General features: G+C 63.4%; 25 protein-coding genes. 14 read left to right on the top strand and 11 right to left on the bottom strand.

Annotation, left to right across the window (positions count from 1 at the left end):
• The first annotated feature begins 4 nt into the window (after window positions 1–4).
• The gene (locus NAV32_RS04070; protein ID WP_256051521.1) at window positions 5–868 is read left to right on the top strand and encodes an SPFH domain-containing protein; all 864 of its coding nucleotides are present in this window, start codon (window positions 5–7) and stop codon (window positions 866–868) included.
• 196 nt (window positions 869–1064) lie between these two features.
• Here NAV32_RS04070 and NAV32_RS04075 read toward each other — a convergent pair whose 3' ends face one another.
• Complete coding sequence (locus tag NAV32_RS04075; RefSeq protein ID WP_256051522.1) at window positions 1065–1604, bottom strand: DUF421 domain-containing protein; 540 nt, start codon at window positions 1602–1604, stop codon at window positions 1065–1067.
• Between the two features lie 188 nt (window positions 1605–1792).
• On the opposite strand from NAV32_RS04075, the gene NAV32_RS04080 reads away from it, so the two are divergent.
• On the top strand, window positions 1793–2296 hold the full coding sequence (locus NAV32_RS04080) for a DUF4126 family protein (RefSeq protein ID WP_256051523.1): 504 nt from the start codon (window positions 1793–1795) through the stop codon (window positions 2294–2296).
• A gap of 95 nt (window positions 2297–2391) precedes the next feature.
• Here NAV32_RS04080 and NAV32_RS04085 read toward each other — a convergent pair whose 3' ends face one another.
• The 4 genes from NAV32_RS04085 to galE form a co-directional block, all read right to left on the bottom strand.
• The gene (locus tag NAV32_RS04085) at window positions 2392–2787 is read right to left on the bottom strand and encodes a hypothetical protein (protein ID WP_256051524.1); all 396 of its coding nucleotides are present in this window, start codon (window positions 2785–2787) and stop codon (window positions 2392–2394) included.
• A 150-nt stretch (window positions 2788–2937) separates the two neighbouring features.
• Complete coding sequence (locus tag NAV32_RS04090; RefSeq protein ID WP_256051525.1) at window positions 2938–3705, bottom strand: hypothetical protein; 768 nt, start codon at window positions 3703–3705, stop codon at window positions 2938–2940.
• Between the two features lie 232 nt (window positions 3706–3937).
• Window positions 3938–4780 carry a glutathione-dependent disulfide-bond oxidoreductase gene (gene yghU / locus NAV32_RS04095; RefSeq protein WP_256051526.1) on the bottom strand — a complete coding sequence of 281 codons (843 nt, stop codon included), beginning with the start codon at window positions 4778–4780 and terminating at the stop codon, window positions 3938–3940.
• A 308-nt stretch (window positions 4781–5088) separates the two neighbouring features.
• The gene (gene galE / locus NAV32_RS04100) at window positions 5089–6132 is read right to left on the bottom strand and encodes a UDP-glucose 4-epimerase GalE (protein WP_256051527.1); all 1044 of its coding nucleotides are present in this window, start codon (window positions 6130–6132) and stop codon (window positions 5089–5091) included.
• Between the two features lie 411 nt (window positions 6133–6543).
• Between galE and NAV32_RS04105 the strand changes: the two genes are divergently transcribed.
• The 5 genes from NAV32_RS04105 to NAV32_RS04125 all read left to right on the top strand — a co-directional run bounded on the left by NAV32_RS04105 (window position 6544) and on the right by NAV32_RS04125 (window position 12322).
• Window positions 6544–7728, top strand: a complete 1185-nt coding sequence (locus NAV32_RS04105; RefSeq protein WP_256051528.1) for a glycosyltransferase family 1 protein — start codon at window positions 6544–6546, stop codon at window positions 7726–7728.
• The gene (gene glf, locus NAV32_RS04110) at window positions 7716–8936 is read left to right on the top strand and encodes a UDP-galactopyranose mutase (RefSeq protein ID WP_256051529.1); all 1221 of its coding nucleotides are present in this window, start codon (window positions 7716–7718) and stop codon (window positions 8934–8936) included. The genes NAV32_RS04105 and glf overlap by 13 nt, the downstream gene beginning before the upstream one ends.
• Before the next feature lie 40 nt (window positions 8937–8976).
• On the top strand, window positions 8977–10128 hold the full coding sequence (locus NAV32_RS04115; RefSeq protein ID WP_256051530.1) for a beta-glucosidase: 1152 nt from the start codon (window positions 8977–8979) through the stop codon (window positions 10126–10128).
• Window positions 10125–11897 carry an ABC transporter ATP-binding protein gene (locus tag NAV32_RS04120; protein WP_256051531.1) on the top strand — a complete coding sequence of 591 codons (1773 nt, stop codon included), beginning with the start codon at window positions 10125–10127 and terminating at the stop codon, window positions 11895–11897. Before NAV32_RS04115 ends, NAV32_RS04120 begins: the two co-directional genes overlap by 4 nt.
• Before the next feature lie 209 nt (window positions 11898–12106).
• The gene (locus NAV32_RS04125) at window positions 12107–12322 is read left to right on the top strand and encodes a dodecin (protein WP_256051532.1); all 216 of its coding nucleotides are present in this window, start codon (window positions 12107–12109) and stop codon (window positions 12320–12322) included.
• Between the two features lie 306 nt (window positions 12323–12628).
• On the opposite strand, the gene NAV32_RS04130 is transcribed toward NAV32_RS04125, so the two are convergent.
• The 3 genes from NAV32_RS04130 to NAV32_RS04140 form a co-directional block, all read right to left on the bottom strand.
• Window positions 12629–13624: an LLM class flavin-dependent oxidoreductase gene (locus tag NAV32_RS04130; RefSeq protein ID WP_256051533.1), complete on the bottom strand. Its 996-nt coding sequence runs from the start codon at window positions 13622–13624 to the stop codon at window positions 12629–12631.
• A 14-nt stretch (window positions 13625–13638) separates the two neighbouring features.
• Complete coding sequence (locus tag NAV32_RS04135; RefSeq protein WP_256051534.1) at window positions 13639–14049, bottom strand: DUF2846 domain-containing protein; 411 nt, start codon at window positions 14047–14049, stop codon at window positions 13639–13641.
• Between the two features lie 63 nt (window positions 14050–14112).
• Window positions 14113–14538, bottom strand: coding sequence for a hypothetical protein (locus tag NAV32_RS04140; protein WP_256051535.1), 426 nt, complete (start codon window positions 14536–14538; stop codon window positions 14113–14115).
• A gap of 130 nt (window positions 14539–14668) precedes the next feature.
• Between NAV32_RS04140 and NAV32_RS04145 the strand changes: the two genes are divergently transcribed.
• The 3 genes from NAV32_RS04145 (at window position 14669) to NAV32_RS04155 (ending at window position 17837) form a co-directional block, all read left to right on the top strand.
• The gene (locus tag NAV32_RS04145; protein ID WP_256051536.1) at window positions 14669–15730 is read left to right on the top strand and encodes an aminopeptidase; all 1062 of its coding nucleotides are present in this window, start codon (window positions 14669–14671) and stop codon (window positions 15728–15730) included.
• Between the two features lie 202 nt (window positions 15731–15932).
• Window positions 15933–17102 carry a hypothetical protein gene (locus NAV32_RS04150; protein ID WP_256051537.1) on the top strand — a complete coding sequence of 390 codons (1170 nt, stop codon included), beginning with the start codon at window positions 15933–15935 and terminating at the stop codon, window positions 17100–17102.
• Window positions 17103–17114: 12 nt separating this feature from the next.
• On the top strand, window positions 17115–17837 hold the full coding sequence (locus tag NAV32_RS04155) for a ferritin-like domain-containing protein (RefSeq protein WP_256051538.1): 723 nt from the start codon (window positions 17115–17117) through the stop codon (window positions 17835–17837).
• Between the two features lie 48 nt (window positions 17838–17885).
• Here the strand turns inward: NAV32_RS04155 and NAV32_RS04160 are convergent, their stop codons facing one another.
• The 3 genes from NAV32_RS04160 to NAV32_RS04170 form a co-directional block, all read right to left on the bottom strand.
• On the bottom strand, window positions 17886–18530 hold the full coding sequence (locus NAV32_RS04160) for an HAD family hydrolase (protein WP_256051539.1): 645 nt from the start codon (window positions 18528–18530) through the stop codon (window positions 17886–17888).
• 76 nt (window positions 18531–18606) lie between these two features.
• The gene (locus NAV32_RS04165) at window positions 18607–19146 is read right to left on the bottom strand and encodes a gamma carbonic anhydrase family protein (protein ID WP_256051540.1); all 540 of its coding nucleotides are present in this window, start codon (window positions 19144–19146) and stop codon (window positions 18607–18609) included.
• A 45-nt stretch (window positions 19147–19191) separates the two neighbouring features.
• The gene (locus tag NAV32_RS04170; protein ID WP_256051541.1) at window positions 19192–20007 is read right to left on the bottom strand and encodes an AraC family transcriptional regulator; all 816 of its coding nucleotides are present in this window, start codon (window positions 20005–20007) and stop codon (window positions 19192–19194) included.
• An 83-nt stretch (window positions 20008–20090) separates the two neighbouring features.
• Between NAV32_RS04170 and NAV32_RS04175 the strand changes: the two genes are divergently transcribed.
• From NAV32_RS04175 to NAV32_RS04190, 4 genes are all read left to right on the top strand, one after another.
• A complete protein-coding gene (locus tag NAV32_RS04175; protein WP_256051542.1) occupies window positions 20091–21089 on the top strand; it encodes a bile acid:sodium symporter family protein in 999 nt (332 codons plus the stop codon).
• A 93-nt stretch (window positions 21090–21182) separates the two neighbouring features.
• A complete protein-coding gene (gene prlC, locus NAV32_RS04180; protein WP_256051543.1) occupies window positions 21183–23231 on the top strand; it encodes an oligopeptidase A in 2049 nt (682 codons plus the stop codon).
• A complete protein-coding gene (locus tag NAV32_RS04185) occupies window positions 23228–23503 on the top strand; it encodes a YheV family putative zinc ribbon protein (protein WP_256051544.1) in 276 nt (91 codons plus the stop codon). Before prlC ends, NAV32_RS04185 begins: the two co-directional genes overlap by 4 nt.
• 99 nt (window positions 23504–23602) lie before the next feature.
• On the top strand, window positions 23603–24667 hold the full coding sequence (locus NAV32_RS04190; RefSeq protein ID WP_256051545.1) for a PA0069 family radical SAM protein: 1065 nt from the start codon (window positions 23603–23605) through the stop codon (window positions 24665–24667).
• Window positions 24668–24892 lie beyond the last annotated feature (225 nt).

The raw sequence follows: 24892 nt of genomic DNA on the forward strand, positions 1-24892 counted from the left end.
AGATATGAATGCGGGACTGATCATTGCTGCTGTCATTGTTGTTTTCATCGTCGTCACCATTGCCAAGGGCGTACGCCTGGTCGCCCAAGGTGAGGAATGGGTGGTCGAGCGCCTCGGCAAATACCACAGCACCCTGCGTCCGGGGCTGAACATCCTGATTCCCTACCTGGATCGAGTGGCCTACAAGCTGGTGACCAAGGACATCATCCTCGACGTGCAGGAACAGGAAGTCATCACGCGCGATAATGCGGTGATCCTCACCAACGCGATTGCTTTTATCAAGGTCACCGACCCGGTCAAGGCGGTGTACGGCATCACCGATTTCTCCGAAGCGATCCGTAATCTGATCATGACCACCCTGCGCTCCATCGTCGGCGAGATGGAACTGGACGAAGCGCTGTCTTCGCGCGACCGGATCAAGGCACGCCTGCGTGAAAGCATTGCCGACGAAGCGGTGGACTGGGGCCTGACCGTCAAGTCGGTGGAAATCCAGGACATCAAGCCGTCGGAATCCATGCAGCGTGCAATGGAGCTGCAGGCCGCTGCCGAACGCGAGCGTAAGGCCACCGTGACCCGTGCCGAGGGCGCCAAGCAGGCGGCCATCCTCGAAGCCGAGGCCCGTCTGGAATCGGCCCGGCGCGATGCCGATGCCCAGGTCATGCTGGCTGAAGCCTCGGCGGAGGCGATTCGCCGGGTGAGCAGCTCCATCGGCAGCGAAAGCGGTCCGATGATGTACCTGCTGGGCGAGAAATACATCGCCGCGCTGGACAAACTCAGCCAGAGCAACAACGCCAAGACGGTGCTGCTGCCTGCCGACATTCAGGAAACCTTGCGTGGTGTGGTCGGCAAGCTTGGCGCGCGTGGCTGATCGGCTGATCGCTGCGCCAACTAGAAACAAGACCGTCACAGCTTGCCGCATCGACCGCCAGCCCGTGCGCGTGCGCATCAGGTGGTCGAGTGTTGCGGCGATGCAACAAGCGTGAGAGACCCTGGCGCGCGGAATCTGGCATCCGCACCCGCCTGGGATTGTTCTGCGACGGCCACCGCCACGGTTCGGTGAGGCGCTAGCCGCGCTGCTCGCCTGAGTGCGGAGCCGTCACCCCATCCAGCGATGAACAGCCACCCTGTGCACCGTCCTGAATGACGCTGAAGCTGCCATCCGTCTCCAGCACCACCGCCTCGATGCCCTTCTGCGCCGCCATCCCGCTGCTGCGAATCGCCGCCCTCACCTCGTCTTCTGTCACCCGCGCTGTCCGCAACGCATCGCCGAGAAAGCGCCCGCGATAGAACAACAGCGCCGGTTCGCCGGTGATCATCTTGCGAAACCACGCCGCACGCACACTCGACCAGGTAACCACGTACTGCAGCCCGATCAGCAACGCCAGTGCGAGCACGCCCTGCGCCAGCGACACATCCTGGTTCAGCAGGATGGTGGCAAAGGTCGAGCCCAGCGCCACGGTGATCACCAGATCGAAGGCATTCATCTTCGACAACGTCCGCCGTCCCGACAGGCGCAGCAGCAGTACCAGGCTGATATAGGCCAGCACGCCAACCACCAGAGTGCGTAGCAGCGCCGTTGCGCTACTGAAAAACATGCTTTCCACATCCACCTCCCAAGCTGACTTGTACAGGGTAGACCGGGCTTGGTGGAGGGAATTGCAGCCAACGCTACCGAGCGGCCACCCGATAGGAAGAAGGTGCGCAAGAGGAGCCACTCACCCCGGCGCTCGCCTCCGTTGAACGCCCCTCACTCGGCCCGGTCGGAAACTAGACAGCCACCGGGGACACCTGCATGAGTACTTCGAGCAATCTGTTTTGGGCCGCCGTGGCGATCGGGGCGGTGACGGGCATGCGCAGCCTGTTGGCGCCGGCGATGGTCAGCCGGGCGTTGGACGGACGGGATGATCTCGACGGTGCGGGCGAGGCGGCACAGTGGCTGACGTCGAACGTGGCGCGCAAGGCGCTGGTGCCACTGGCGGCCAGCGAGATGCTCGGCGACAAGATGCCCTTTGCCCCGGATCGCACGATTGTCCCTTCGATGATGTTTCGCGCGCTCTCTGGCAGCGTAAGTGCAGCGGCGCTGGCGGGTGTGCGGCGCGAGCCGGTATTGCTGCCGGCGTTGCTCGGCGCGACGGCGGCGCTGATTGCTGCAAAGGTCGGGCTGGGCCTGCGCAAGCCTTATCAGCCAAGGCCGCTGCTCAACGCAGCACTCGGGTTAACCGAGGAATGTCTGGCGCTGAGCCTTGGCAAGGCCGGGTTGCGGCAGGCGCTGGGCGCGGGCCGGCGCGGGCGATAAAGCATCAGGCCGTAAACCTTGCAGGGTTTGTCCGGCAAAGCAGCGATGCTGCGCAAAGGCGTGGAACGGGCGTTGCCGTTTTCCACGCGGCTGAGTCAGTCTGCGGAGACGCCGGTCTTGTGGGGGGTGCTCTGCAGCAGGCGGGCATGAGCCGCGGGATAGCGATAGGCGAAGGTGGCGTGTTGTTCGGCGAGTTCGGCCTGCATGGCCTCTCGCTCATGGGCCGGCAGTTTGGCCAGGTATTTTCGGGTGATCGCGTACTTGGCCGCCATCAGGGCGTCGACAGCTTCGCGCTGTTCACGTTCGAGCGCTTTGGCGCGGCGTTCGCGCAGGGCCTGCTGATCGGTGTGCATATTGCCGCCTTCATGCAGTACAAAGGCGCTTTTTGAGTCCCCTTGCGTCTGGTCCATGGCCGGTGCGGCGGCCCAGACGCTGGACAACACAGGCAGGCAAACCAGCAGGCAGGACGTGACGGTTCTCGGCATGTTCATGGCGTGGCTCTCGGCTGGCATGGGCAACGGCCAGAATACGCGAGGTTTATCGTGCTGTTGCCGCGCCAATCGCCGCAGGGGTTCCGGTAAACAACGGGCACGCATCGTGCGGCCCGTCATTACCTGTGGATCGCTACCTGTGGATCGCTGTCAGCTTGGACGCTGGATCACGCAGATGCGCTCGCGACTCGTTCCGGGCGGAGCGGTGTCGACGCCTGGGGTGCCATGGCCTGTGGTTCCGGCGCCGGTTGGGGCTGCGGTGGCGGTGGTTTCAGGGTAGCCCGTACCGGCTCGTTTGGCGGCACCGCCAATGTCGTAGCGTCCGGTGTCGGCAGAGCTTCTGTCGTCATAGTCGGTCGAGACGGTATCGGTGTGGCCTGCGCTCGCCGGACCTGCAGCGAGCGACTCGCCTGGCGTAGCGGCTGCGGAGCCAGCAAAGTGCTTGTCGAGATGACTGTCACCGCCGGTCGCGCCTGCATAGGGGCTGGTAGGGCCGGCATAGCCGTGCGCTGCCGCCGTATCGACGGTACCGCCTCCGTGTTCGTGGATGTCGATGGCGCCGTTGTACTCCAGCGCATCGCGCGCCCTGATCAGCTGATCTTCGTCGGTCACGTCCACGGCAATCACCAGGGCGCCGCGGCGTATCGCATCTGGATAGGCCGTCGCGTAGTGGCGATGCTGTTCATGGGGTTCGTTGCCGAATAGCGACTGAAAGAACTGCGCGACCCGGGAATCATGCTGGGTGCGATCCAGGCGGTCATCAGTGGTGGAGTAGGGGCTGTCGTAGGCATGGATTTCTGCGGTGTCGGCGCCTACAGCGTGAACCTGTTCCCGTGGAATGCCGCGCGACATCAGGTCGCCACGGGTGCGGTTGGCATCGGTCAGCGTTGCAAACGCTGCTACCAGTGTATGTCTCATGATCCACCTCACGTTGTGTTGAACAACCGGGTTGCCGTGCACTGTGCTACCCCGGCACGACGGCAGTGCGCATGGCCAGTGATACAGTCAGGCAAAAGCAGCGCTCATGGAATCTTGAGTGCGCGGCTACTGCCAGAGTTCAGCGTGGAGGATCAGCGGTCGGCGGGGTTGTATTACGCGGGGAAGGTGGAAAGGCTGTGCCGTTTCCACCTGAACCGGAGCGGGCTGCGACTCAGTCCAGATCTGCCGCACTGTGACGCTCGGGGACCTGTTCCGACTCCTCGCCCCAGGTGCGGTTGACCTTGCGCCCGCGAACCACGGCAGGCCGTGCGGCAATCTCGTTGGCCCAGCGCTGCACATGGCGGTAACGCTCAACGGAGAGGAATTCCCCCGCCTCGTACAGCTCACCGAGAGCGAGAACCCCATACCAGGGCCAGATCGCCATGTCGGCGATGCTGTACTCGTCCCCTGCGACGTAGCGGTTTTCAGCCAGCTGGCGATCCAGAACATCGAGCTGGCGCTTGGTCTCCATGGCGTAGCGGTTGATCGGGTATTCGTATTTTTCCGGCGCGTAGGCGTAGAAATGCCCGAAGCCGCCACCGACAAAAGGTGCCGAGCCCATCTGCCAGAACAGCCAGTTCAGGGTCTCGGTACGTGCCCGAAGTTCGGTAGGCAGAAAGGCACCGAATTTTTCTGCCAGGTAGACCAGAATCGAGCCGGACTCGAACACCCGCAGGGGCTCACCTTCGACGCTGTGATCGGCCAACGCAGGGATTTTCGAGTTGGGGTTGACCTCGACGAAGCCGCTTGAAAACTGATCGCCATCACCGATCCTGATCAGCCAGGCGTCGTACTCGGCGCCGGCATGGCCGAGGGCGAGCAGCTCTTCAAGCATGATGCTGACCTTGACGCCATTGGGCGTGGCCAATGAGTAGAGCTGCAGCGGATGCCTGCCCACCGGCAACGCCTGCTCGACCCGTGCGCCAGCAGTTGGCGCATTGATGCTGGCGAATTTGCCGCCGGAAGGCGCGTCGTGGGTCCAGACCTTCGGCGGAGCGTAAGTGGGATCGGACATGGCGGTCTCCTTGAGCGGTTACAGGGGCTGCGCAGCATGCTACGCCATTGCGGCGAGGTTGAAACCAAAGCGGTCAAGTCGGGCGTGCGCACGCGCGAGGACTGTCTGACAGGCGCCGCCAGAGCGTACAGGGCATCCGCGCCGATCATCACACAGCAGAGCTTTGGTCGTTCGGCGTCAGCGGTACCCTGACCGTAAAGGTCGTGCCCTGGTCGGCACTTGAATCGACTTCGATACAGCCCTGGTGGCCGGGGGAAGCCTCGCGGGGTGCGCTCCATGCACCGTAGCGGCAGGGAATGACGACGCGATCAGCTGGCCATGGCTGCCGGCAATTTCGTTTCGGTGGCGTAACCGCGCGGATTGTTGCTCTGCCAGCGCCAGGCATCGGCGAGCATGGTGACCAGATCCTTTTCCGCGCGCCAGCCGAGTTCCGCCCAGGCCTTGTTCGGGTCGGACCAGCACTGGGCGATGTCGCCCGCCCGGCGCGGTTTGATCGCGTGCGGCAGGTGCCGGCCTGTGACTTCCTCGAAGGCGGTGATCATCTCGCGTACCGAATGACCCTTGCCGGTGCCAAGATTCCACACGCTGACCCCGCGGACCTGCTCCAGCCGATCCAGCGCCTTGAGATGGCCTTTCACCAGATCCACCACGTGGATGTAGTCGCGAATGCCGGTGCCATCCGGGGTCGGGTAGTCCGCGCCGTAGACGTTGAGCTGTTTGCGCCGCCCGACGGCCACCTGAAGCATGTAGGGCAGCAGATTGTTCGGCACCCCGTTGGGGTCTTCGCCGATCAGCCCGGATTCATGTGCGCCGATCGGATTGAAATAGCGCAACAGGCCGATGGACCAGCGCGGGTCGGATTCGGCCAGGCCCTTGAGCACGCTTTCGGCCATCAGTTTGGACTGGCCGTAGGGGTTGGTCGGTGTGCCGGTCGGTCGATCCTCGGTGATCGGCATCACCGGCGACTTGCCGTAGACCGTCGCGGAGGAGCTGAACACCAGCCGGAAGACCCCTGCTTCGGCCATCGCCTGACACAGCGCGATGCTGCCGCTGACGTTGGTTTCGTAATAGCGCAGGGGTTCGCGCACGCTTTCGCCCACGGCCTTGAGCCCGGCGAAGTGCATCACCGCCCGGATTGGATAAGAGGCGAACAGCGCGGTCAGCAGCGCCCGATTGCGCACGTCGCCCTTGACGAACTGCGGCGTCCGTCCGCTCAGGTGCGAGACACGCTCGAGTGCGGTTTTCGAACTGTTGCAAAGGTTGTCCAGTACCAGCACTTCCTCGCCTGCCAGAAGCAGCTCCAGTACGGCATGTGAGCCGATATACCCCGCACCGCCAGTGACCAGAATCATCTATATCCACCTCCGCAATGCAATTAGTGGACGCGCACGGAACACACCGAGGCTGTCGTCAAGACAGCGCCGCAGAGCATCTCCAGAGTGGGATCGACCGGGCCGGGCGCAGGAACGGTTGTGCGCGCAAAGCGGGGGTCGAGTCGAAATCAGGCGTCCTGCAGTAGATGACGGACAGGATGCCAGGCAAGTTCAACCCGTCCGCCGACCGGCAGATGACGGAGGGTGTGCGGACGTGGAACAGGGGAACCGCCGGCGGCTTTGTGTCGTCCATTACCGGCGAACGGCGCGCCCGAAACCGAACTATTGGCTGCCGTGCACGCCTTATATGTTGCGCAGGGCAGCGCCGAATTCACGCGCGATGCAGCGGACGGGACGCTGACAGCACCGCCACCCGTACCGAGGTTTCTCATGAGCTGGGCAGGCCCCTTTCAGTACGAGATTGGCAAATCCCCCCACAAGTCTGCCGAGCCGGCCGAAGTGGTTTTTGATGAGCAGGTGCCGACACTGCTGTGTCTGTCCCACCTGCGCTGGAGCTTCGTCTATCAGCGCCCGCAGCATCTGATGTCGCGCTTCGCCCGGGATTTCAACGTGCTGTTCTGCGAGGAACCGATTCCCACCGAGGATGCCCAGCCCTGGCTGGAGGTGCGTCCCGAGGAAAATGGCGTGCAAGTGCTGATTCCGCGTCTTCCTGCCGGTTGTGTGGGCGAAGCCGCCGAGCGTGTCCAGCGCAGCCTGCTGGATGGCTATCTGGCCAAGCTCGGCGTCAGCGAATTGCTGCTCTGGTACTACACGCCGATGAGTCTGGCGTTTTCCAACCATTTGCAACCGAAGCTGACCATCTATGACTGCATGGACGAGCTGTCGGCTTTTCATGGTGCGCCACCGCAGTTGATCGAACGCGAAGTTGAGCTGATGCGCCGTGCCAATCTGGTGTTTACCGGTGGCCACAGCCTGTTTGAGGCCAAGCGCCAGCGTCATGACAATGCCCATCCATTTCCCAGCAGCGTCGATGTCGAGCATTTTGCCGCTGCGCGCCGTCCGCAGCATGACCCGTACGACCAGGCCGAAATTCCTCACCCGCGTCTGGGCTTCTACGGCGTGATCGATGAGCGCCTGGACCTCGAACTGATTGAGCAGGTCGCGCGGATGAAGCCGGAGTGGCAGATCGTGCTGATCGGCCCGGTGGTGAAGATCGATCCTGAGCTGCTGCCGCAACGCGACAACATCCACTATCTCGGTGGCAAGACCTACGACGAGCTGCCGCAATACCTGTCCGGCTGGGACGTGGCGATCATGCCGTTCGCGCTGAACGACTCGACCCGTTTTATCAGCCCGACCAAGACGCCCGAATACCTGGCGGGCGGCTGCCCGGTGGTCTCCACGCCGATTACCGATGTGGTGCGCACGTATGGCGACACCGGCATCGTGCGCATCGCCGACAGCGCCGAGGCCTTCGTCGCCGCATGCGAGGCTGCGCTGGCCGATGCCGAGGACCGTGATGCGCTGCTGGCCAAGGCCGACGAGATCCTTGGCGACATGTCCTGGGATCACACCTGGTCCCTGATGAAGGAGAAGATGCAATGCGCGATATGAGCCCGCAGGACAGCAACCCGGAACGTCTTGGCGGCGGCTCCGGCGAACAGCCGCCGGCGCGTACGCGTGGCTTCGACTACCTCATCGTCGGTGCCGGTTTCGCCGGCAGCGTATTGGCCGAGCGCCTGGCGGCCGGGCTGAACAAGCGTGTGCTGGTGGTCGACCGCCGCCCGCATATCGGCGGCAACGCCTACGACTACCACGACGAGGCCGGCGTGCTGATCCATCGTTACGGCCCGCACATCTTCCACACCAATGCCCAGCGCATCGTTGACTACCTGTCGCGCTTCACCGAGTGGCGCCCCTACGAGCATCGTGTATTGGCGCAGGTAGACGGACAGGAAGTGCCGATCCCGATCAACATGACCACGTTGAACAGGCTCTACGGTCTGAACATGACCACCGAGCAGGAAGCGGCAGATTTCCTCGCCAGCCGTGCCGAACCGGTGGAGAACATCCAGACCAGCGAAGATGTGGTGATCAACGGCATCGGCCGCGAGCTGTACCAGAAGTTCTTCCGCGGCTACACCCGCAAGCAGTGGGGCCTGGACCCGTCGCAGCTGGACAAGTCGGTGACCTCACGCATTCCCACACGCACCAACACCGATGATCGCTACTTCACCGACAGCTTCCAGCAGATGCCCAAGCACGGCTACACGAAGATGTTCGAGAGGATGCTGGCGCACCCGAATATCAAGGTGATGCTCAACACCGACTACCGCGAGATCCGCAACGAAGTGCAGCACGATCATCTGATTTTCTGCGGGCCCATCGACGAGTACTTTGACTACCGCTTCGGCAAGCTGCCCTACCGCTCGCTGAAGTTCGAGCACAAACAGCTCGATCAGGCGCAGTTCCAGGCGGTCGGCACCGTCAACTACCCCAGCGAGGACGTGCCCTACACGCGCATCAGCGAATACAAGCACCTCACCGGGCAGGTTCACCCCAGGACCAGCATCACCTATGAATACCCCTCGGCCGAAGGCGATCCCTACTACCCGATCCCGCGGCCGGAGAACGCCGAGCTGTACAAGCGTTACCAGCAGCTGGCCGAGCAGACGCCGGGCGTGACTTTCGTCGGGCGGCTGGGCACCTACAAGTACTACAACATGGATCAGGTAATCGGTCAGGCGCTGGCGCTGTACAAGCGCATCGAGGAAGCCGAACGGGTGCCGCTCGAAACGCCTGGATTGGCTGCGCGGTCATAGTTGCCGCGAAAGGCGTCATTCACCGGAGACAGAGGTCAGGATGCATCACCCCAGTCTGTTCAACAGTTTCTTTCTTGGCGGTTTCGAGTGCTCTACCCATCGCCGCGCAGACGGTCGCCGGCTCGACTTGCTGGCTGCCACGGGACATGACCGCTGGGCGCAGCAGGACTATGCCGCGCTGCAGCGCTACGGTATCCGCACCGTGCGCGACGGTTTGCGCTGGCATCTGATCGAGCGCCGGCCGGGTGAGTACGACTGGTCCAGCTTTCTGCCGCAACTTTATGCGGCGCATGCCACCGGCACTCAGGTGATCTGGGATCTGTGCCATTACGGCTGGCCGGACGATGTGGATATCTGGCGGCCCGGTTTCGTTGAACGTTTCGCCCGTTTCGCCGCCGCCGCTGCACGGCTGATCCGCGATGAAACCGACCGTGCGGCCTTTTATGCACCGATCAACGAGATCTCCTTCTGGGCCTGGGCCGGTGGCGACAAGGAACTGTTGAACCCCATGGCCAGCGGACGCGGCGCCGAACTCAAGCACCAGCTGATACGTGCCAGCATCGCCGCCATCGAGGCGATTCGCGAAGTGGATTCACAGGCACGCTTCGTTCAGGTTGACCCGGCCATTCATGTGCGTGCCGGCAACGACCGTCCCGGTCCGCAGCGTGAGGCGGAGAACGCCCGTCTGGGCCAGTTCGAGGCGTGGGACATGCTCTGCGGCAAGGCCTGGCCCGGCCTGGGCGGCAAGCCGGAATACCTCGATATTCTCGGCATCAACTACTACTCGAACAACCAGTGGTATCTGGGCGGGCCGACCATCGAGCGTGGCCACCCGGATTACCGTCCGTTTGTCGGCATCCTCGCTGAAATTCACCAGCGCTATGGGCGTCCGCTGCTGGTGGCTGAAACCGGCGCCGAAGGTGACCTGCGCGGCGACTGGCTGCGCTATGTCAGCGAGCAGGTGGGGCTCGCCCAGCAGCGCGGCGTGCCGGTAGAAGGGATTTGCCTCTACCCCGTCCTCGATTACCCCGGCTGGGATGACGAGCGTCATTGCCCGACCGGCCTGCTGGGCTTTGCCGATGCGGCAGGACGGCGAGAGGTGCACAGTGGCCTGGTCGATGAGCTGCGTTTGCAGCAGACCCGCTTCGGCGTTCAGGAACCCCGAACACCTGCGGACCGGGTCATCGCATGAACGCCCCGGCGCGGGCGGATGCCGAGGTGATGCCCAGCAGACCGCTGGCGTTCCTCTGGCGCTACGTTCGCGCACGACCCTGGCACTTCGGCGGCCTGCTGAGCCTGGTAGTCAGCGCCTCGATCTGCGCAGTGGCCGTGCAGTACGGCATGAAACTGCTGGTCGATGCCATGGCACAGAGCGGCAGCAACCGGGGTGCGGCCAATGTCTGGCTGCCGTTGTGGCTGTTCCTCGGACTGATCGTGATGGAAAACGTGTTCTGGCGGCTGGGCGGCTGGCTGGGTTGCCGTACCGTGGTGGCCAGTTGCGTGGATATCCGCGTCGATCTGTTCCAGTACCTCACCGGCCACCCCATGCGCTACTTCAACGAGCATTTTGCCGGCTCGCTGGGCAATCGCATTTCCGCCGTTGGGCAGGCTGCCGGCGCGATTTACGGTGGTCTGGCCTGGAAGGTGGTGCCGCCCATCGTGGACTTCATCGGTGCGGTGGTGGTGCTGCTTACCGTGGACTGGCGCATGGCCGTGGCGCTGGTGCTGTTCGTGTTGCTGGTGGCGCTGCTGATCACCGGCTTTGGCATTCGCGGGCGCAGCAAGCATCAGCGCTTTGCCGCCCAGGCCGCACGGGTCGGTGGCGAGCTGGTGGATGCAGTGTCCAACGTCTGGACCATCAAGGCCTTCTCCGCCCGGGACCGCGAGGCCGAGCGCCTGGCGCAGGAAATCGGCTACGAAGCCCGCGCGCAGCGGCGCAGCTGGATGTATCTGGAAAAGGCGCGGGTGATGCACGACATCTGCCTGTCGCTGATGGCCGGAGGCATGCTGGTCTGGGCGATTCGCAGCTGGATCGGCGGCGAAGTGACCGCCGGTGACGTGGTGCTGGTCAGCGCTCTGACCTTCCGCATTCTGCACGGCTCGCGTGACCTCGCCCTGGCGCTGGTGGATACCACCCAGCAGATCGGCGCCATCGCCGACACCCTGCGCATCATCAACCAGCCCCACGGCCTGGAAGACCCGGAGCCGGCGCTGACGCTGGAAGAAGGCGATATCGACTTCGAGCATATCCGCTTCGCCTACCCGGAACGTGGGCCGGTATTCGAGGATTTCAGCCTGCGCATTCCGGCGGGGCAGTCGGTGGGCATTGTCGGCGCGTCAGGCTCCGGCAAGTCGACCCTGCTGGCGCTGCTGCAGCGGCTGGATGATGTGCAGGCCGGACAGATCCTGATTGACGGGCAGGATATCCGGCATGTGAGCCAGGACAGCCTGCGCGGGAAGATTGCCGTGGTGCCCCAGGAAACCGCGCTGTTCAACCGCAGCATTCTGGAAAACATCCGCTATGGCCGTCCCGAGGCCAGCGACGAGGAGGTCTTTGAGGCAGCACGGCACGCCTTCTGCGACGCCTTTATCCGCGCGCTGCCCTTGGGTTATCAGACGCTGGTCGGCGAGCGCGGGGTGATGCTCTCCGGGGGCCAGCGCCAGCGCCTGGGTATCGCCCGCGCCTTCCTCAAGGATGCACCGATCCTGATCCTCGACGAGGCCACTTCCGCACTGGATACCCAGTCCGAGGCGGAAATCCAGGATGCGCTGAACCAGCTGATCCAGGGCCGTACCGTAGTGGCGGTGGCGCACCGGCTGTCCACCCTGGCCAACTTCGAGCGCATCGTGGTGCTGCGCGACGGGCAGATCGTCGAGGACGGCCCGCCCCATGAACTGCGCACGCGTGGCGGCGAGTTCGATGCTTTGTGGCGCATGCAGGCCGAGGGCTTCAAGGCGTAATCTGATCCCGCCGTATGAAGCACGTGGCACGGCGTAGGGTGGAAAACTGCGAAGCATTTTCCACGCGTCGTGGAAGAGACCCGGAAAAAGACGGTGGATAAGCTTCGCGTTATCCACCCTACGCCTGAACTTCGCCGGGCTTTGCTAGCCTCAATCCAGGCAGGAGGCAACCATCCGAGCGGAGGCTCGCGCACCAGAAGGAGGCATTCATGTCGGACCATCACACCTACAAGAAGATCGAGATCGTCGGCTCGTCGCGTAACAGCGTCGATGAGGCCATTCGCAACGCCATTGCGGAAGCGAGCAAGACCCTGCAGAACGTCGAGTGGTTCGAGGTGGGCGAGATCCGCGGGCACGTCACGGACGGCCAGGTTGCGCACTTTCAGGTCACGGTGAAGATCGGTTTCCGTCTCAACGGCAGCTGATAGGTTGTCGGAGGGCTGAACGCGTTAGGCCTATGAGGCCGCTGGCCGGATAAATCCGGCCCTTGCTTACGGTCGTGCCGGCGCCAGCGCTTTCGGGATGACCGCCAATCTGGGCCGAACGTGTTCCGCCTGCGGCATACCGTCAGCGACTGCAGGCCGGGCTTTACTTGGCGATGTCCCTGTTAGCTGTTGCAGGCACTTGAGGTGTGAGGAGCCTTCTTTGGGAGCGGCTTCAGCCGCGAATTTCGCGGATAAATCCGTACAAAAGCAGCATTACTTCACCAACACGTAACTGGGGCATAGCCTTCACTTCAGCCCGGCGAGAATCTCGAAGGCACGGTGACGGTCGGCGGTCTCGTAGAGGTCGCAGGTGAAGATCAGTTCGTCGGCCTGGGTCTGTTCCAGCAGCACATCCAGACGTGCTCTGACCTTCTCCGGCCCGCCGATCAGCGCCAGCCCGAGGAAGTCACCCACCGCCTGCTGTTCATGGGGCAGCCACTGGCCCTGCATACTCTTGACCGGCGGGCGCAGCACCAGGCTCTGGCCACGAATCAGCGAGAGGATGCGCTGGTAGACGCTGGTGGCCAGATATTCGGCCTGCTCGTCGCTGTCGGCGGCGATCAGCGGCACGCCGAGCATCACGTAGGGCTTGTCGAGCACTCGGGACGGCGTGAAGTTGTCGCGGTAGAGCTTGATCGCCTGATGCATGAAGCGCGGCGCGAAGTGCGAGGCGAAGGCGTAGGGCAGGCCTTTGGCCGCCGCCAGCTGGGCGCTGAACAGGCTGGAACCCAACAGCCAGATCGGCACGTTGCTGTCCACGCCGGGCATGGCGATCACTCGCTGGTTGGGCTGGCGCGGACCCAGCAGCAGTTCCAGCTCTTCGACATCGGCAGGAAAATCATCGGCGCTGCCCATGCGGTCGCGGCGCAGCGCATGGGCGGTGAACTGGTCGGCGCCCGGAGCGCGGCCCAGACCCAGCTCGATTCGACCGGGGTACAGCGCCTCAAGGGTGCCGAACTGCTCGGCGATCACCAGCGGCGCATGATTGGGCAGCATCACCCCACCGGCGCCAAGGCGAATCCGTGAAGTATTAGCGGCTAGATAGCCGATCAGCACCGACGTCGCGGCGCTGGCGATGCCGTCCATGTTGTGGTGCTCGGCCACCCAGAAACGCTCGAAGCCGAGCCTTTCCACGTGCTGCGCCAACGCCAGGGCGTTGTGCAGCGCCTCTGCCGGCGTGCCATCGTCGCGGATGGGTGCCAGATCCAGAGCGGAAAACAGGGTCTGGGAAATACGGGACATCGTCTACCTCGAATTCAGTAACAGTGTTCGGCTTCGGCCTGCACCAGCACATTGCGCTGTTCATCGCGCAGCCAGCCTTGGGGAGTGAAGCCCAGTGAGCGGGCCTGGAACAGGTAGCGCTTGCCGGCTTCGAAGTTGTCGTAATTCACCACCAGGGTGCAGCGCATGGTGTGGGTTTCGCCAAACAGGCCGAAACCGCCGCTACTGATCTCGAACTCGTAGCGCGCTTCAAGTTCATGCGCCCCCGGTGGCACCTGGAAATAGCGACCATCATAGGTCCGTTTGCCGTCCAGGCGGTCGGACATGAAGATATCGGTGGTCTGGGCCGTCATGTCCACCCAGGCCATGTTCGGGTCGGGGGGCGGCAGCGGGCTGGCGCAACCACCCAGGGTGAGGGCAAGCAGGAGGATGAGCGGCAGGCGCATGGTGGCAAGCTCCGAGTTGGCTACAGCGGAGCCTGCGCCAGATGTCGGTTCTTTTCAACGCGCTCAGCGTTTGGCGAGGTTGCCGCAACCCTGTTCGGTGGCACGCGCCAGCAGTGTCTGATGCTGGTCGTAGAGTCTGGCCCAGGGGCGGAAGCCGTAGCCGCCAGCGACCAGGCGATAGCGTGCGCCGGCGGTGAAGCGGTCGTATTCGAGGCTCAGTTTGCAGTCGCGCTGCAGCGGTTCGCTGTTTGGGCCGATATCGGCGCTCCCGACCTGGAAGCGATAGCGCATCTCCAGTGTGCGGCTGCCGGGCCGGACCTGGAAATAGCGATCGTCCTCCAGGCTGCGCCCGTCTACCGCCAGCGCCTGCAGGTCGGTCTTCTCCAGCGGCGCAAGTTCGATCCACGCCTGAGCGGGGTCGGGTTTGGGCATCCACAGCGAGCAGCCGGCGAGACTCGAAACGAACAGGGTGAGGGCGATACGGCGCATGGAAAAGCTCCGGCTGGATAAATCAGGAACAAGAGGCGATGGTGCGCCCGGTATTGCAACGCGCGGCATCGGCTCGGTAGGGTGCCCGCTGCGCACCAGGCGCCAGCCCCATTCAGCAACCGGTTCCCCAATGCCGAAGCCCAACGCCGCCTTGATCGACCGCCTTCACCTGCGCTGGGTTCCCCTGCTGCTTGCCGCCGGTCTGAATGGCTGTAGCAGTTACTACGGTCAGCTGGCGGTGGGGCAGCTGGAGGTGTTGCGCCAGCGTCAGCCCGTGGCTGCCCTGATCGCCGATGAAGCCCAGGATGCCAACCTGCGTCAGCGCCTCGAACAGGCCCTGCTGGCGCGTGATTTCGCCAGCCGGGCGCTGGGCCTGCCGGACAATGACAGCTATCACTTTTATGCCGACCTGCAGCGGCCCTATGTGGTGTGGAGCCTGTTCGCCACCGAGGAATTCTCCGTGTCACCGCGTGAACACTGCTTCCCCATTGCCGGCTGCGTGGCCTACCGCGGCTACTACCGCCAGGGTGCGGCGCGTGGTGCGGCGGCGCGGTTGCAGGCTGAAAGGCTGGATACCCATGTCGCTGGCGTGGAAGCCTACTCGACCCTCGGCTGGTTCGATGACCCGTTGCTCAACACCATGTTGCGGCGCAACGACGAGCAGCTGGCCGGGCTGATCTTCCACGAGCTGGCGCACCAGCAGTTGTACCTGCCGGGCGACACGGCGTTCAACGAGTCCTACGCCAGCTTCGTTGAGCGCGAAGGCTTGCGTCAGTGGCGGATCAGCCGCGGCTTGCCGGAGCAGGACCAGCAAGCTCAACGGCATTACCGGCAACTGGTCGAATTGCTGCTGGCCACCCGTGAGCGGCTGAATGAGCTGTACGCCTCACAACGCTCCGAAAGCGAGATGCGACAGCTTAAGCAATTCGAGTTCATGCGCCTGCGTCAGGCCTACCGGACCCTGCGCGATAGCCAGTGGAATGGCGATCGGCGCTTCGATCGCTGGTTCGCCCAGCCGCTGAACAACGCCAGCCTGCTGCCGTTCGGCCTGTATGACCGCTGGGTGCCGGCTTTTGCGGCGCTGTTCGAGCAGAACGGCAGGGACTGGCAGCGCTTTCATGCTGCAGTGGCGGGGCTGGCCAAACGCCCTACCGACGAACGGGAAGCCCGCTTGAGGCAGCTTGCGAACTAAGCAGACGAAGCGGCGATACGCCAGCCAATGCGCTTGTGGCCGTTAGCGAAGCCCACACGTTTGCGGGTCATCGGCGACGATCACGCCATTGCCGATGAATGGCGCGAATCCTTTTGCTGTCTCCTCGGTCCCCTTTATAGATCGCCCATGTTCATGGAGCGATTACCGATGCCTGATTCCCACGCATAACAACGGAGGCTCCATGGAGACCATATCCGGAATTTTAGACAACAAAGGCACGCCCCTGGAGAAGCAGAAATTCACATGGAAGGAAATGGCCGGCAAGCCGATCAGCAAGCTCGATGACGATGCCTTTACCCGCGTCCGCATCATCATCATGAATGGTGTCGAAACAGACGCCCTGCGCCTCAAGCATGGTATTGCGCGCTTCAACAAGGAGCTGCGCCTGCCACTGGCGGAGATCCGTCGCGTCGAGCAACACCAGGCCACCATGGTCAACTGGCTGATCGGCGCCGATCATTCACCGCTGGAAACCACCGTGGCCTACGAACAGGTCGCCATCGAAGTGACCGCCGCGGTCGCGCAGAACGAGCCGGACCCCTATCAGGCGCAGACCTATCGTTTCGGTCTGCTGGAAGACTTCGATCACCTGTACCGCTACTCGGCGATGCTTGATCGCCTGGAAGGCAAGGATGCCAACAACATCCTGCAGGGCTATACCGACATCGTGCCCGGTCGCAAGACATCCGAGCATCACCGGCACCCGGAAAACGACATCCGTGACCACTACGAGAAACAGGAAGCGGCGCTGATCACCAAGATCCACGCGGCGCTGATCACTGGCGCGGAATACCAGACCCACGATTACTACATGAACATCGGCCCGCTGTTCGCCGATCCGCTGGCGCGCCAGCTGTACGCCGAGATCGCCTCGGTGGAAGAGCAGCACGTGACTCAGTATGGCTCGCTGTCCGACCCCAGCGAGAGCCATCTGGAAAAGTGGCTGGTGCACGAGGCGATGGAGGTCTACATGTACGCCAGCTGCGCCGAACAAGAGACCAATCCACGGATCAAGGCGATCTGGGAACGCTTCTTGGATTACGAGCTGGGCCACCTGAATGTCGCCTGCGAATGGTTCAAGAAGCTCGAAGGGCGCGACCCCGCCGAAATTCTCGCCGGCCCGTTGCCGAAAATGGTCGAGTTCAAGAGCCAGCGCGAGTTCGTCCGTCAGGTGCTGGCCGCCGAGGTCAACCTGCGCACCGCCGGCCCGGTCTATGTGGACAAGGCCAAGGAGCCGAAGTCTTCGCTCGACTATCGCAACCACCTCGCCTCGGAAGGGCTCGCCTCGGACATCGTTTCGGCGGGTTACCAGTGGGCGCCGGGTGGCGAACTCATGCGCAAGCATTCCTGAGGAGATTTCGATATGGCAACTGCAGCCAAAGTAGGCACCAATATGACCGGGGTACAGATGTCCCCCAAGGACACCAAAAGCCTGCTCGAAGCGGTCGAGCAGATCCGTCCGGACGTGCCCGGCAACGAAAAGGGCGCCATGCTCGAACGGGTCAAGCGCACCGAAGAAGCCGAGCGCATCGGTTCGGTACCCGTGCCGGGGTCGGCCAAGGGCATGCTCAAGACCACCTTCGACAAGGCCCTGGGCAAGAGCCCGGAAATTCTTATCGACAAGCTGGGTGAGCGCCTGGCCTTCGAGCGCAGCGGCGTGCGCCTGTACGACGCGATGATCGCCAAGGCCAAGGCACTGGAGGACGCCAACTCGGACCTGATCCAGGTGCTCAAGCACATTCGCGACGAAGAGTTCGAGCACATGAACCTGGTGCGCGAGGCCATCGAGACGCTGGGCGCAGACCCCACGGCGATGACGCCCTGTGCCGATGTGGCCGGGGTGAAATCCATGGGTGTGATGGAAGTCCTCACCGACCCGCGCACCAACGTCGCCCAGGGCATGGGCGCCTTGCTAACCATCGAGCTGGAAGACAACGCGGCCTGGGAGCTGCTTATCGAACTGGCCGAGGCTGGTGGTCATCCCAACATCGCCAAGAGCTTTCACAAGGCCAAGGAACAGGAAGATGACCATCTGGTGAAGATCAAGACCCTGGTCCGCCGCGACCTGATCGTGCAGATCAAGTAGATCCTTGCGTGCGCTTCACTTGGCGCGCCTTCGGGCGCGTCTTTTTTATCAGGCGAAGGCGCTGCGCAGTTCGTTCAGCGTGGCGTAGTAATAGGCCGGCGATTCGGCCATCAGCTCGGCGTGGCTGCCGAAGCCGTAGCCGACGGCAGCAGCTTGCAGGCCGTTCTGGCGGGCGCCGATGAGGTCATGCTTGCGATCCCCGATCATCAGGGTTTGAGCGGCTTCCAGCTTTTCTTCGGCAAGCAGGTGTGCGATCAGCTCGACCTTGTTGGTACGGGTGCCGTCCAGCTCGCTGCCGTAGATCACCTTGAAGTGTTGATCGAAGGCAAAGTGGCGGGCGATCTCGCGGGCAAACACCGAGGGCTTGGAGGTCGCCACATACAGCGTACGGCCTTGCCCGCGCAGGTGTTCGAGCATCTCCAGCACACCGTCGAACAGCAGGTTCTCGTAGAGGCCCTGGGTCTTGAAGCGCTCCCGGTAGAACTCCACCGCCTGCCACGCGCGTGCCTCGTCGAAGCCGTAAAACTGCATGAACGCCTGCAACAGCGGCGGACCGATGAAGGGTTCCAGCTTGGCCAGATCCGGCTCGTTGATATCAAGCTTGGCCAGTGCATGCTGGATCGAGCGGGTAATGCCCTCGCGCGGGTCGGTGAGAGTGCCGTCAAGGTCGAAAAGAATGGTGGAGTGGTGCATGAGAACTCGTCGTTGCGTTGCGTTGCGTTGGGGTGGAATTCTATAGGGCGCAGCGTAGGGTCGAACAAATTCGGTCCTACGGCGTCCCTTCCGCTATATGCATGTTCTTCAACTTCACGTAGTTGCCGGCGGTATAGCTGAAGAAGCTGCGCTCCTTGTCGGTCAACGGACGGGCCTGTTTCACCGGGCTGCCGACGTAGAGAAAGCCGCTTTCCAGCGTCTTGCCTGGCGGTACCAGGCTGCCGGCACCGATGATGACGTCGTCTTCCACCACCGCGCCGTCCATGACGATGGAACCCATGCCCACCAGGATGCGACTGCCCAGGGTGCAGCCGTGCAGCGTGACCTTGTGCCCGACGGTCACTTCGTCGCCGATGACCAGCGGGAAACCGTCCGGGTTGAACGGCCCGGCGTGGGTGATGTGCAGCACGCTGCCGTCCTGGATGCTGCTGCGCGCGCCGATGCGGATGCGGTGCATGTCTCCGCGGATCACTGTCAGCGGCCACACCGAACTGTCTTCGTCAATCTCGATATCGCCGATCAGCACGGCGCTGGGGTCGACGAATACGCGCTGGCCGAGCCTTGGGGTGTGGTTCTGGTAGGTTCGGATGCTCATCGGGTCTCCTGATGCGGCGGTGAATGGCGGTGCGCTTTGGCCGCCCTATGGATTGTCCATGCCTGGCGAGCCCGGGCGGAAGAACTCGCCCGGCGTTGCGCCAAACTGTTCGCGGAAGGCCGCAATAAAAGCTGAAAGTGATTCGTAACCGCAGCCCAGCGCCACGTCCGTGACGCGCTCGCCGCGCTCCAGTGCCGGCAAGGCGCTGAGCAGGCGCAGGCGTTGCCGCCAGGCGCGGAAGCTCAGCCCGGTCTCGCGCATGAACAGCCGGCTCAGGGTGCGTTCGGAAAGCCCCAGCGTCTGGCTCCAGTCCACCAGTCGCTCGCGTGAATCGGGACGCGCCTGCAGCCTGCGGCACAACTGGCGCAGGCGTGGCTCGACCGGCAATGGCAGCACCAGTTCGACCTCCGGTGCGCTGCCGAGTTGATCCAGCAGCACCTGCACCAGACGGCCTTCCGGGCCACTCTCCGCGTAGGCTTCGGGCAGTGTACTGAATTGCTGGATCAGTTCGCGCAGCAGCGGGCTGACCTGCAGCACGCGGCAGCGCTCGGGTGCATCGCCAGCCACGCTGCGGTCGATGTACAGGCTGCGGATGCAGGTATCCGGGGCGCAGAACACCTGATGGGTAATGCCCGCGGGAATCCACACGGCGCGCAGCGGCGGCGCAATGAAGCGCCCGCGGTCGGTACGTACCTCGAGTACACCTTCCACGGCGTGGGACAGCTGTATCCAGGGATGACTGTGACGATAGCCGAGCTTGAGATTGGGCGGCGAGTCGAGCTGGCCATAGACGGGCCTTGGCAGCTGCCGGAGCTCGTCGAGGCGCGCAAGCAATGCAGCTTCTTGTCCGGTTGGCGACATTTCATGCCTGCTTGGCGTTAGTCGGAAGATGCCGGTCACGATAAGGTCGCCGCCTGTTACCCGCAAGTACAAGGATTCTCGCCATGGCCCATTTGCGCCTGCTGTTCGATAACTTCACCCTCGCCCTGCTGGCGGTCATCGCCATCGCCACCTTCCTGCCCTGCGAAGGCCAGGGCGCGGTGATCTTCGGCTGGGCCACGACGTTGGCCATTGCCCTGCTGTTCTTCATGCACGGCGCCAAGCTGTCGCGTGAAGCCATCCTGGCCGGGGCCGGACACTGGCGCCTGCACCTGCTGGTATTCGCTTGCACCTTCGTGATGTTTCCGCTGCTGGGCCTGGCACTCAAGCCGCTGCTGACACCCATGGTGGGGAACGAGCTTTACCTGGGCATTCTCTACCTTTGTGCCCTGCCCGCCACGGTGCAGTCGGCCATTGCCTTCACCTCGCTGGCGCGTGGCAACATCCCGGCTGCGATCTGCAGTGCGGCGGCGTCCAGCCTGCTCGGCATCTTCCTCACGCCGGTACTGGTGATGCTGCTGCTGGGTGTGGAAGGTGAAGCCGGATCGACGCTGGACTCCATCGGCAAGATCGTGCTGCAACTGCTGGTGCCCTTCATTGCCGGGCAGTTTGCGCGGCGCTGGATCGGCGCCTGGGTGACGCGCAACAAGGGCTGGCTGAAATCCGTCGACCAGGGTTCCATCCTGCTGGTGGTCTATACCGCCTTCAGCGACGCGGTGGTCGAGGGGCTGTGGCAACTCATTCCACTGTCGCGACTGGTTGCACTGACGTTGGTCTGCTGTGCCCTGCTGGCACTCGTGCTCTGGCTGACGCACTGGCTTGCCAGGCGGTTGGGCTTCAACCTCGAAGACCGCATCACCATTCTCTTCGCCGGCTCGAAGAAGAGCCTGGCCACCGGCGTGCCCATGGCCCAGGTGCTTTTCGCCAGCAGTGCCGTGGGGATGATCATCCTGCCGCTGATGATCTTCCACCAGATTCAGCTGATGGTCTGCGCGGTGCTCGCCCAGCGCTATGCGCAGCGTGATGAGGAGCCGAAGCCGGTTTCCGAAGCCGCTACGTCATAGGTATAGGGAAGCGCTATCGGTCCGATTCCAAGCTGCGCGGTCAGGCATTTGTCTTTAACATGCCGGGGGTATCCATCAGAAAGGGCCAATGCCGTGACCGCCAACAATCCGCTGCTTCGCGATTTCGACCTGCCGCCCTATTCCGAGATCCGCCCCGAGCATGTCGAACCCGCTGTGGACAGCATCCTCGGCGATAACCGCGTCGCCTTGCAGGAACTGCTCAGTCGCCCGGCCGAGAGCCTCGACTGGTCCACACTGGTGGTCGGCCTGGACGAGATGAACGACCGCCTGAGCCGCGCCTGGGGGCCGGTCAGCCACCTCAATGCGGTATGCAACAACGCCGAGCTGCGCAGCGCCTACGAGGCCTGCCTGCCCAAGCTGTCCGCGTATGCCACCGAACTCGGCCAGAACGCCGACCTGTTCGCCGCCTACCAGGCGCTGTCGCTGAGCCCCGAAGCGGACGGCTTCGACGTGGCGCAGAAGACCATCCTCGAACACGCCCTGCGCGATTTCCGCCTGTCCGGCATCGACCTGCCGCCCGTGGAGCAGCAGCGCTTTGGCGCCATTCAGATGAAGCTTGCCGAGCTGGGCAGCACGTTTTCCAACCAGCTGCTGGATGCGACCCAGGCCTGGACCAAGCACGTCACCGACGAAAGCCTGCTGGCCGGCATCACCGACTCGGCCAAGGCGCAGATGGCTGAAGCGGCCAAGGCCAAGGAGTTGGACGGCTGGCTGATCAGCCTGGAATTCCCCAGCTACTACGCGGTGATGACCTACGCCGACAACCGCGCGCTGCGCGAAGAGGTCTACGTCGCCTACTCCACCCGCGCCTCCGATCAAGGGCCGAACGCCGGCCAGTTCGACAACGGCCCGGTGATGAATGAACTCCTCGACCTGCGTCAGGAGCTGGCCAGGCTGCTGGGTTTCGGCAACTACGCCGAGCTGTCGCTGGCCACCAAGATGGCCGAAAGCACCGATCAGGTGCTGGGTTTCCTGCGCGACCTGGCCAAGCGCAGCAAGCCGTTCGCCGAGCGCGATCTGAAGGAGCTGCGCGCCTTCGCCGCCGAAAACGGTGTGGCCGATCTGCAGAGCTGGGATGTCGGCTACTTCGGTGAGAAGCTGCGCCAGCAGCGCTACAGCCTCAATCAGGAAGCGCTGCGCGAATACTTCCCCATCGACAAGGTGCTGTCCGGGCTGTTCGCCATTGTCCAGCGGCTCTACGGCATCGAAATCCACGAGCTGGAGCACTTCGACAGCTGGCACCCGGACGTGCGTCTGTTCGAGATCCGCGAAAACGGCGAGCATGTGGGGCGCTTCTTCTTCGACCTCTACGCCCGCGCCAACAAGCGCGGCGGCGCCTGGATGGACGGTGCCCGCGACAAGCGTCGCACCTGCCTGGGCACTCTGCAGACGCCGGTGGCCAACCTGGTCTGCAACTTCACCCCGCCGGTGGGCGAACGCCCGGCGCTGCTGACTCACGATGAAGTGACCACCCTCTTCCACGAATTCGGCCACGGCCTGCATCACCTGCTGACCCAGGTCGAGCATGCCGGCGCTTCAGGCATCAACGGCGTGGCCTGGGATGCCGTCGAGCTGCCCAGCCAGTTCATGGAGAACTGGTGCTGGGAGCCGGAAGGCCTGGCGCTGATCTCCGGTCATTACCAGACCGGTGAGCGCCTGCCGCAGGACAAGCTGGAGCAGATGCTGGCGGCGAAGAATTTCCAGTCGGGACTGATGATGGTGCGCCAGCTGGAATTCTCACTGTTCGACTTCGAGCTGCACGCCACCCACGGCGACGGGCGCAGCGTGCTTGAGGTGCTCGAAGGCATCCGCGATGAGGTCTCGGTGATGCGTCCGCCGGCCAGTAACCGCTTCCCCAATAGCTTCGCGCACATCTTCGCGGGTGGCTATGCGGCCGGTTACTACAGCTACAAGTGGGCCGAAGTGCTGTCGTCCGATGCCTTCTCGCGCTTCGAGGAAGAAGGCGTGTTCAACCCCGAAACCGGCCGCGCCTTCCGCGACGCCATCCTGGCCCGCGGCGGTTCGCAGGAGCCGATGGTCCTGTTTGTCGATTTCCGAGGCCGTGAGCCGTCCACCGACGCGCTGCTGCGCCACCTTGGCCTGACGGAGAAAGTGGCATGAGCGACGCACCGAAAGTGACCAAGCGCTTTATCGCCGGCGCCGTGTGCCCGGCCTGTAGTGCGACCGACAGTATCAAGATGTGGGATGTGGATGACGTGCCGCACCGCGAATGCGTGGTCTGCGGCTATGCCGACACCCTCAATGCTCAGGGACAGTCGGTGCCCTCGGAGCTGGGCACGCGGGTCAATCAGGCCAAGCCGAAAGCACCGGAGACGCAGGTGCAGACCGTGCAGTTCTTCCCCAATCCGAAGTTGAAGAAGACCCCCGAGTAAGGCTCGTTCCCCACGCGGGGCGACGAGCGGGCGTAGCCCGGTTAACGCTGTAGGAAACGGCTCTGATACTGTATATAAAAACAGTATTCGGAGCCGTTCATGTTCACGCCGAAAAACACCCCGCGCGGTCGCGGCACCGCGATCAATCCGCACAATCGGTTCGCGCCGACCCTCAGCGAGTCCTGTGACGATGGCTGGGAGCAGGAGGTGCCACCCACGCGCGCCACTGAAGTTCGTCGCGAGACAGCCAAGACCGTCATCAGTCGCAATAAGTCGCCGGATGTCGGCTTCGATCGGTCGGTAAACCCCTATCGTGGCTGCGAACATGGTTGCATCTACTGTTTCGCCCGCCCCAGCCATGCCTATTGGGATTTGTCGCCAGGTATCGATTTCGAGACCCGGCTGATTGCCAAGACCAACCTTGCCGAGTGCCTGGAACAGGAGCTGAGCAGACCGGGCTACGTACCGCAGCCCATCGCGCTGGGGGTGAATACCGATGCCTATCAGCCGCTGGAGCGCGAACAGCGGCTGACCCGCCAGGCACTCGAGATTTTGCTGCGTTTCAAGCATCCGGTGCACATCATCACCAAGGGCTCGCTGGTGCTGCGCGATCTGGATCTGCTGGTGCCGTTGGCCGAGCAGCGACTGGTCAGTGTTTCGGTCAGCCTGACCACGCTGGATGACGAACTTAAGCGCATCATGGAACCCCGTGCTGCCTCGCCCGCCGCGCGGCTGCGCGTGTTGCGCACGCTGCATGAAGCCGGCGTGCCGGTCAGTGTGATGTGCGCACCGATGATCCCGATGATCAACGACATGGAGCTGGAGCGCCTGCTCGAAGCGGCACGCGAAGCGGGTGCAGTGTCGGCGGGTTATGTGCTGCTGCGCCTGCCTCATGAGGTAGCCGAGTTGTTCGAGGGATGGTTGACCGAGCACTTCCCGCAGCGTGCCGCGCATGTGATGAGCCTGGTTCGCCAGTCACGCGGTGGCAAGGACTACGACAGTCGCTTCGGCAGCCGCATGCGCGGCGAAGGCCAGTTCGCCGAGCTGCTGGCCCAGCGCTTCCGCCTGGCCTGCAAGCGCCTGGGCTTCAATCGTCGCGAACAGAATGCGGGGCTCGATTGCAGCCGCTTTGCTCCGCCGGGGCAGCAGATGAGTTTGCTCTAGCGGCGGGGCTGAGGGCGCTCACAGCGGCCTGTACGCAGGGTGGATCGCGCTTTACCGATCCACGGGTGGCGCTCCACCGGGTGGCGCTCCACCGTGCGGCGACTACCAAGTGGCGGCGCGGTGGATGTAAAAAGCGACATCCGCCCTACGAGCTGGCGGGTTTTCCCACGGCAATATGGAACTCTCCCGGGCGCGCATCGCACCAATCAAGGTCGGAACGGACGC

Origin of the sequence: Stutzerimonas stutzeri (assembly GCF_024448695.1) — a bacterium.
Taxonomy (GTDB): Bacteria; Pseudomonadota; Gammaproteobacteria; order Pseudomonadales; family Pseudomonadaceae; genus Stutzerimonas; species Stutzerimonas stutzeri_T.

What these genes read in the sequence shown, in the direction of transcription:
- NAV32_RS04135 (WP_256051534.1), bottom strand. Translation starts at nt 14,049, where the DNA reads ATGCGCCTGCCGCTCATCCTCCTGCTTGCCCTCACCCTGGGTGGTTGC.
- glf (WP_256051529.1), top strand. Translation starts at nt 7,716, where the DNA reads ATGCGCGATATGAGCCCGCAGGACAGCAACCCGGAACGTCTTGGCGGC.
- NAV32_RS04185 (WP_256051544.1), top strand. Translation starts at nt 23,228, where the DNA reads ATGAGCGACGCACCGAAAGTGACCAAGCGCTTTATCGCCGGCGCCGTG.
- NAV32_RS04115 (WP_256051530.1), top strand. Translation starts at nt 8,977, where the DNA reads ATGCATCACCCCAGTCTGTTCAACAGTTTCTTTCTTGGCGGTTTCGAG.
- NAV32_RS04160 (WP_256051539.1), bottom strand. Translation starts at nt 18,530, where the DNA reads ATGCACCACTCCACCATTCTTTTCGACCTTGACGGCACTCTCACCGAC.
- NAV32_RS04130 (WP_256051533.1), bottom strand. Translation starts at nt 13,624, where the DNA reads ATGTCCCGTATTTCCCAGACCCTGTTTTCCGCTCTGGATCTGGCACCC.
- yghU (WP_256051526.1), bottom strand. Translation starts at nt 4,780, where the DNA reads ATGTCCGATCCCACTTACGCTCCGCCGAAGGTCTGGACCCACGACGCG.
- galE (WP_256051527.1), bottom strand. Translation starts at nt 6,132, where the DNA reads ATGATTCTGGTCACTGGCGGTGCGGGGTATATCGGCTCACATGCCGTA.
- NAV32_RS04155 (WP_256051538.1), top strand. Translation starts at nt 17,115, where the DNA reads ATGGCAACTGCAGCCAAAGTAGGCACCAATATGACCGGGGTACAGATG.
- NAV32_RS04120 (WP_256051531.1), top strand. Translation starts at nt 10,125, where the DNA reads ATGAACGCCCCGGCGCGGGCGGATGCCGAGGTGATGCCCAGCAGACCG.
- NAV32_RS04125 (WP_256051532.1), top strand. Translation starts at nt 12,107, where the DNA reads ATGTCGGACCATCACACCTACAAGAAGATCGAGATCGTCGGCTCGTCG.
- NAV32_RS04145 (WP_256051536.1), top strand. Translation starts at nt 14,669, where the DNA reads ATGCCGAAGCCCAACGCCGCCTTGATCGACCGCCTTCACCTGCGCTGG.
- NAV32_RS04105 (WP_256051528.1), top strand. Translation starts at nt 6,544, where the DNA reads ATGAGCTGGGCAGGCCCCTTTCAGTACGAGATTGGCAAATCCCCCCAC.
- NAV32_RS04140 (WP_256051535.1), bottom strand. Translation starts at nt 14,538, where the DNA reads ATGCGCCGTATCGCCCTCACCCTGTTCGTTTCGAGTCTCGCCGGCTGC.
- NAV32_RS04165 (WP_256051540.1), bottom strand. Translation starts at nt 19,146, where the DNA reads ATGAGCATCCGAACCTACCAGAACCACACCCCAAGGCTCGGCCAGCGC.
- NAV32_RS04170 (WP_256051541.1), bottom strand. Translation starts at nt 20,007, where the DNA reads ATGTCGCCAACCGGACAAGAAGCTGCATTGCTTGCGCGCCTCGACGAG.
- NAV32_RS04150 (WP_256051537.1), top strand. Translation starts at nt 15,933, where the DNA reads ATGGAGACCATATCCGGAATTTTAGACAACAAAGGCACGCCCCTGGAG.
- NAV32_RS04090 (WP_256051525.1), bottom strand. Translation starts at nt 3,705, where the DNA reads ATGAGACATACACTGGTAGCAGCGTTTGCAACGCTGACCGATGCCAAC.
- NAV32_RS04190 (WP_256051545.1), top strand. Translation starts at nt 23,603, where the DNA reads ATGTTCACGCCGAAAAACACCCCGCGCGGTCGCGGCACCGCGATCAAT.
- NAV32_RS04080 (WP_256051523.1), top strand. Translation starts at nt 1,793, where the DNA reads ATGAGTACTTCGAGCAATCTGTTTTGGGCCGCCGTGGCGATCGGGGCG.
- NAV32_RS04085 (WP_256051524.1), bottom strand. Translation starts at nt 2,787, where the DNA reads ATGAACATGCCGAGAACCGTCACGTCCTGCCTGCTGGTTTGCCTGCCT.
- NAV32_RS04070 (WP_256051521.1), top strand. Translation starts at nt 5, where the DNA reads ATGAATGCGGGACTGATCATTGCTGCTGTCATTGTTGTTTTCATCGTC.
- NAV32_RS04175 (WP_256051542.1), top strand. Translation starts at nt 20,091, where the DNA reads ATGGCCCATTTGCGCCTGCTGTTCGATAACTTCACCCTCGCCCTGCTG.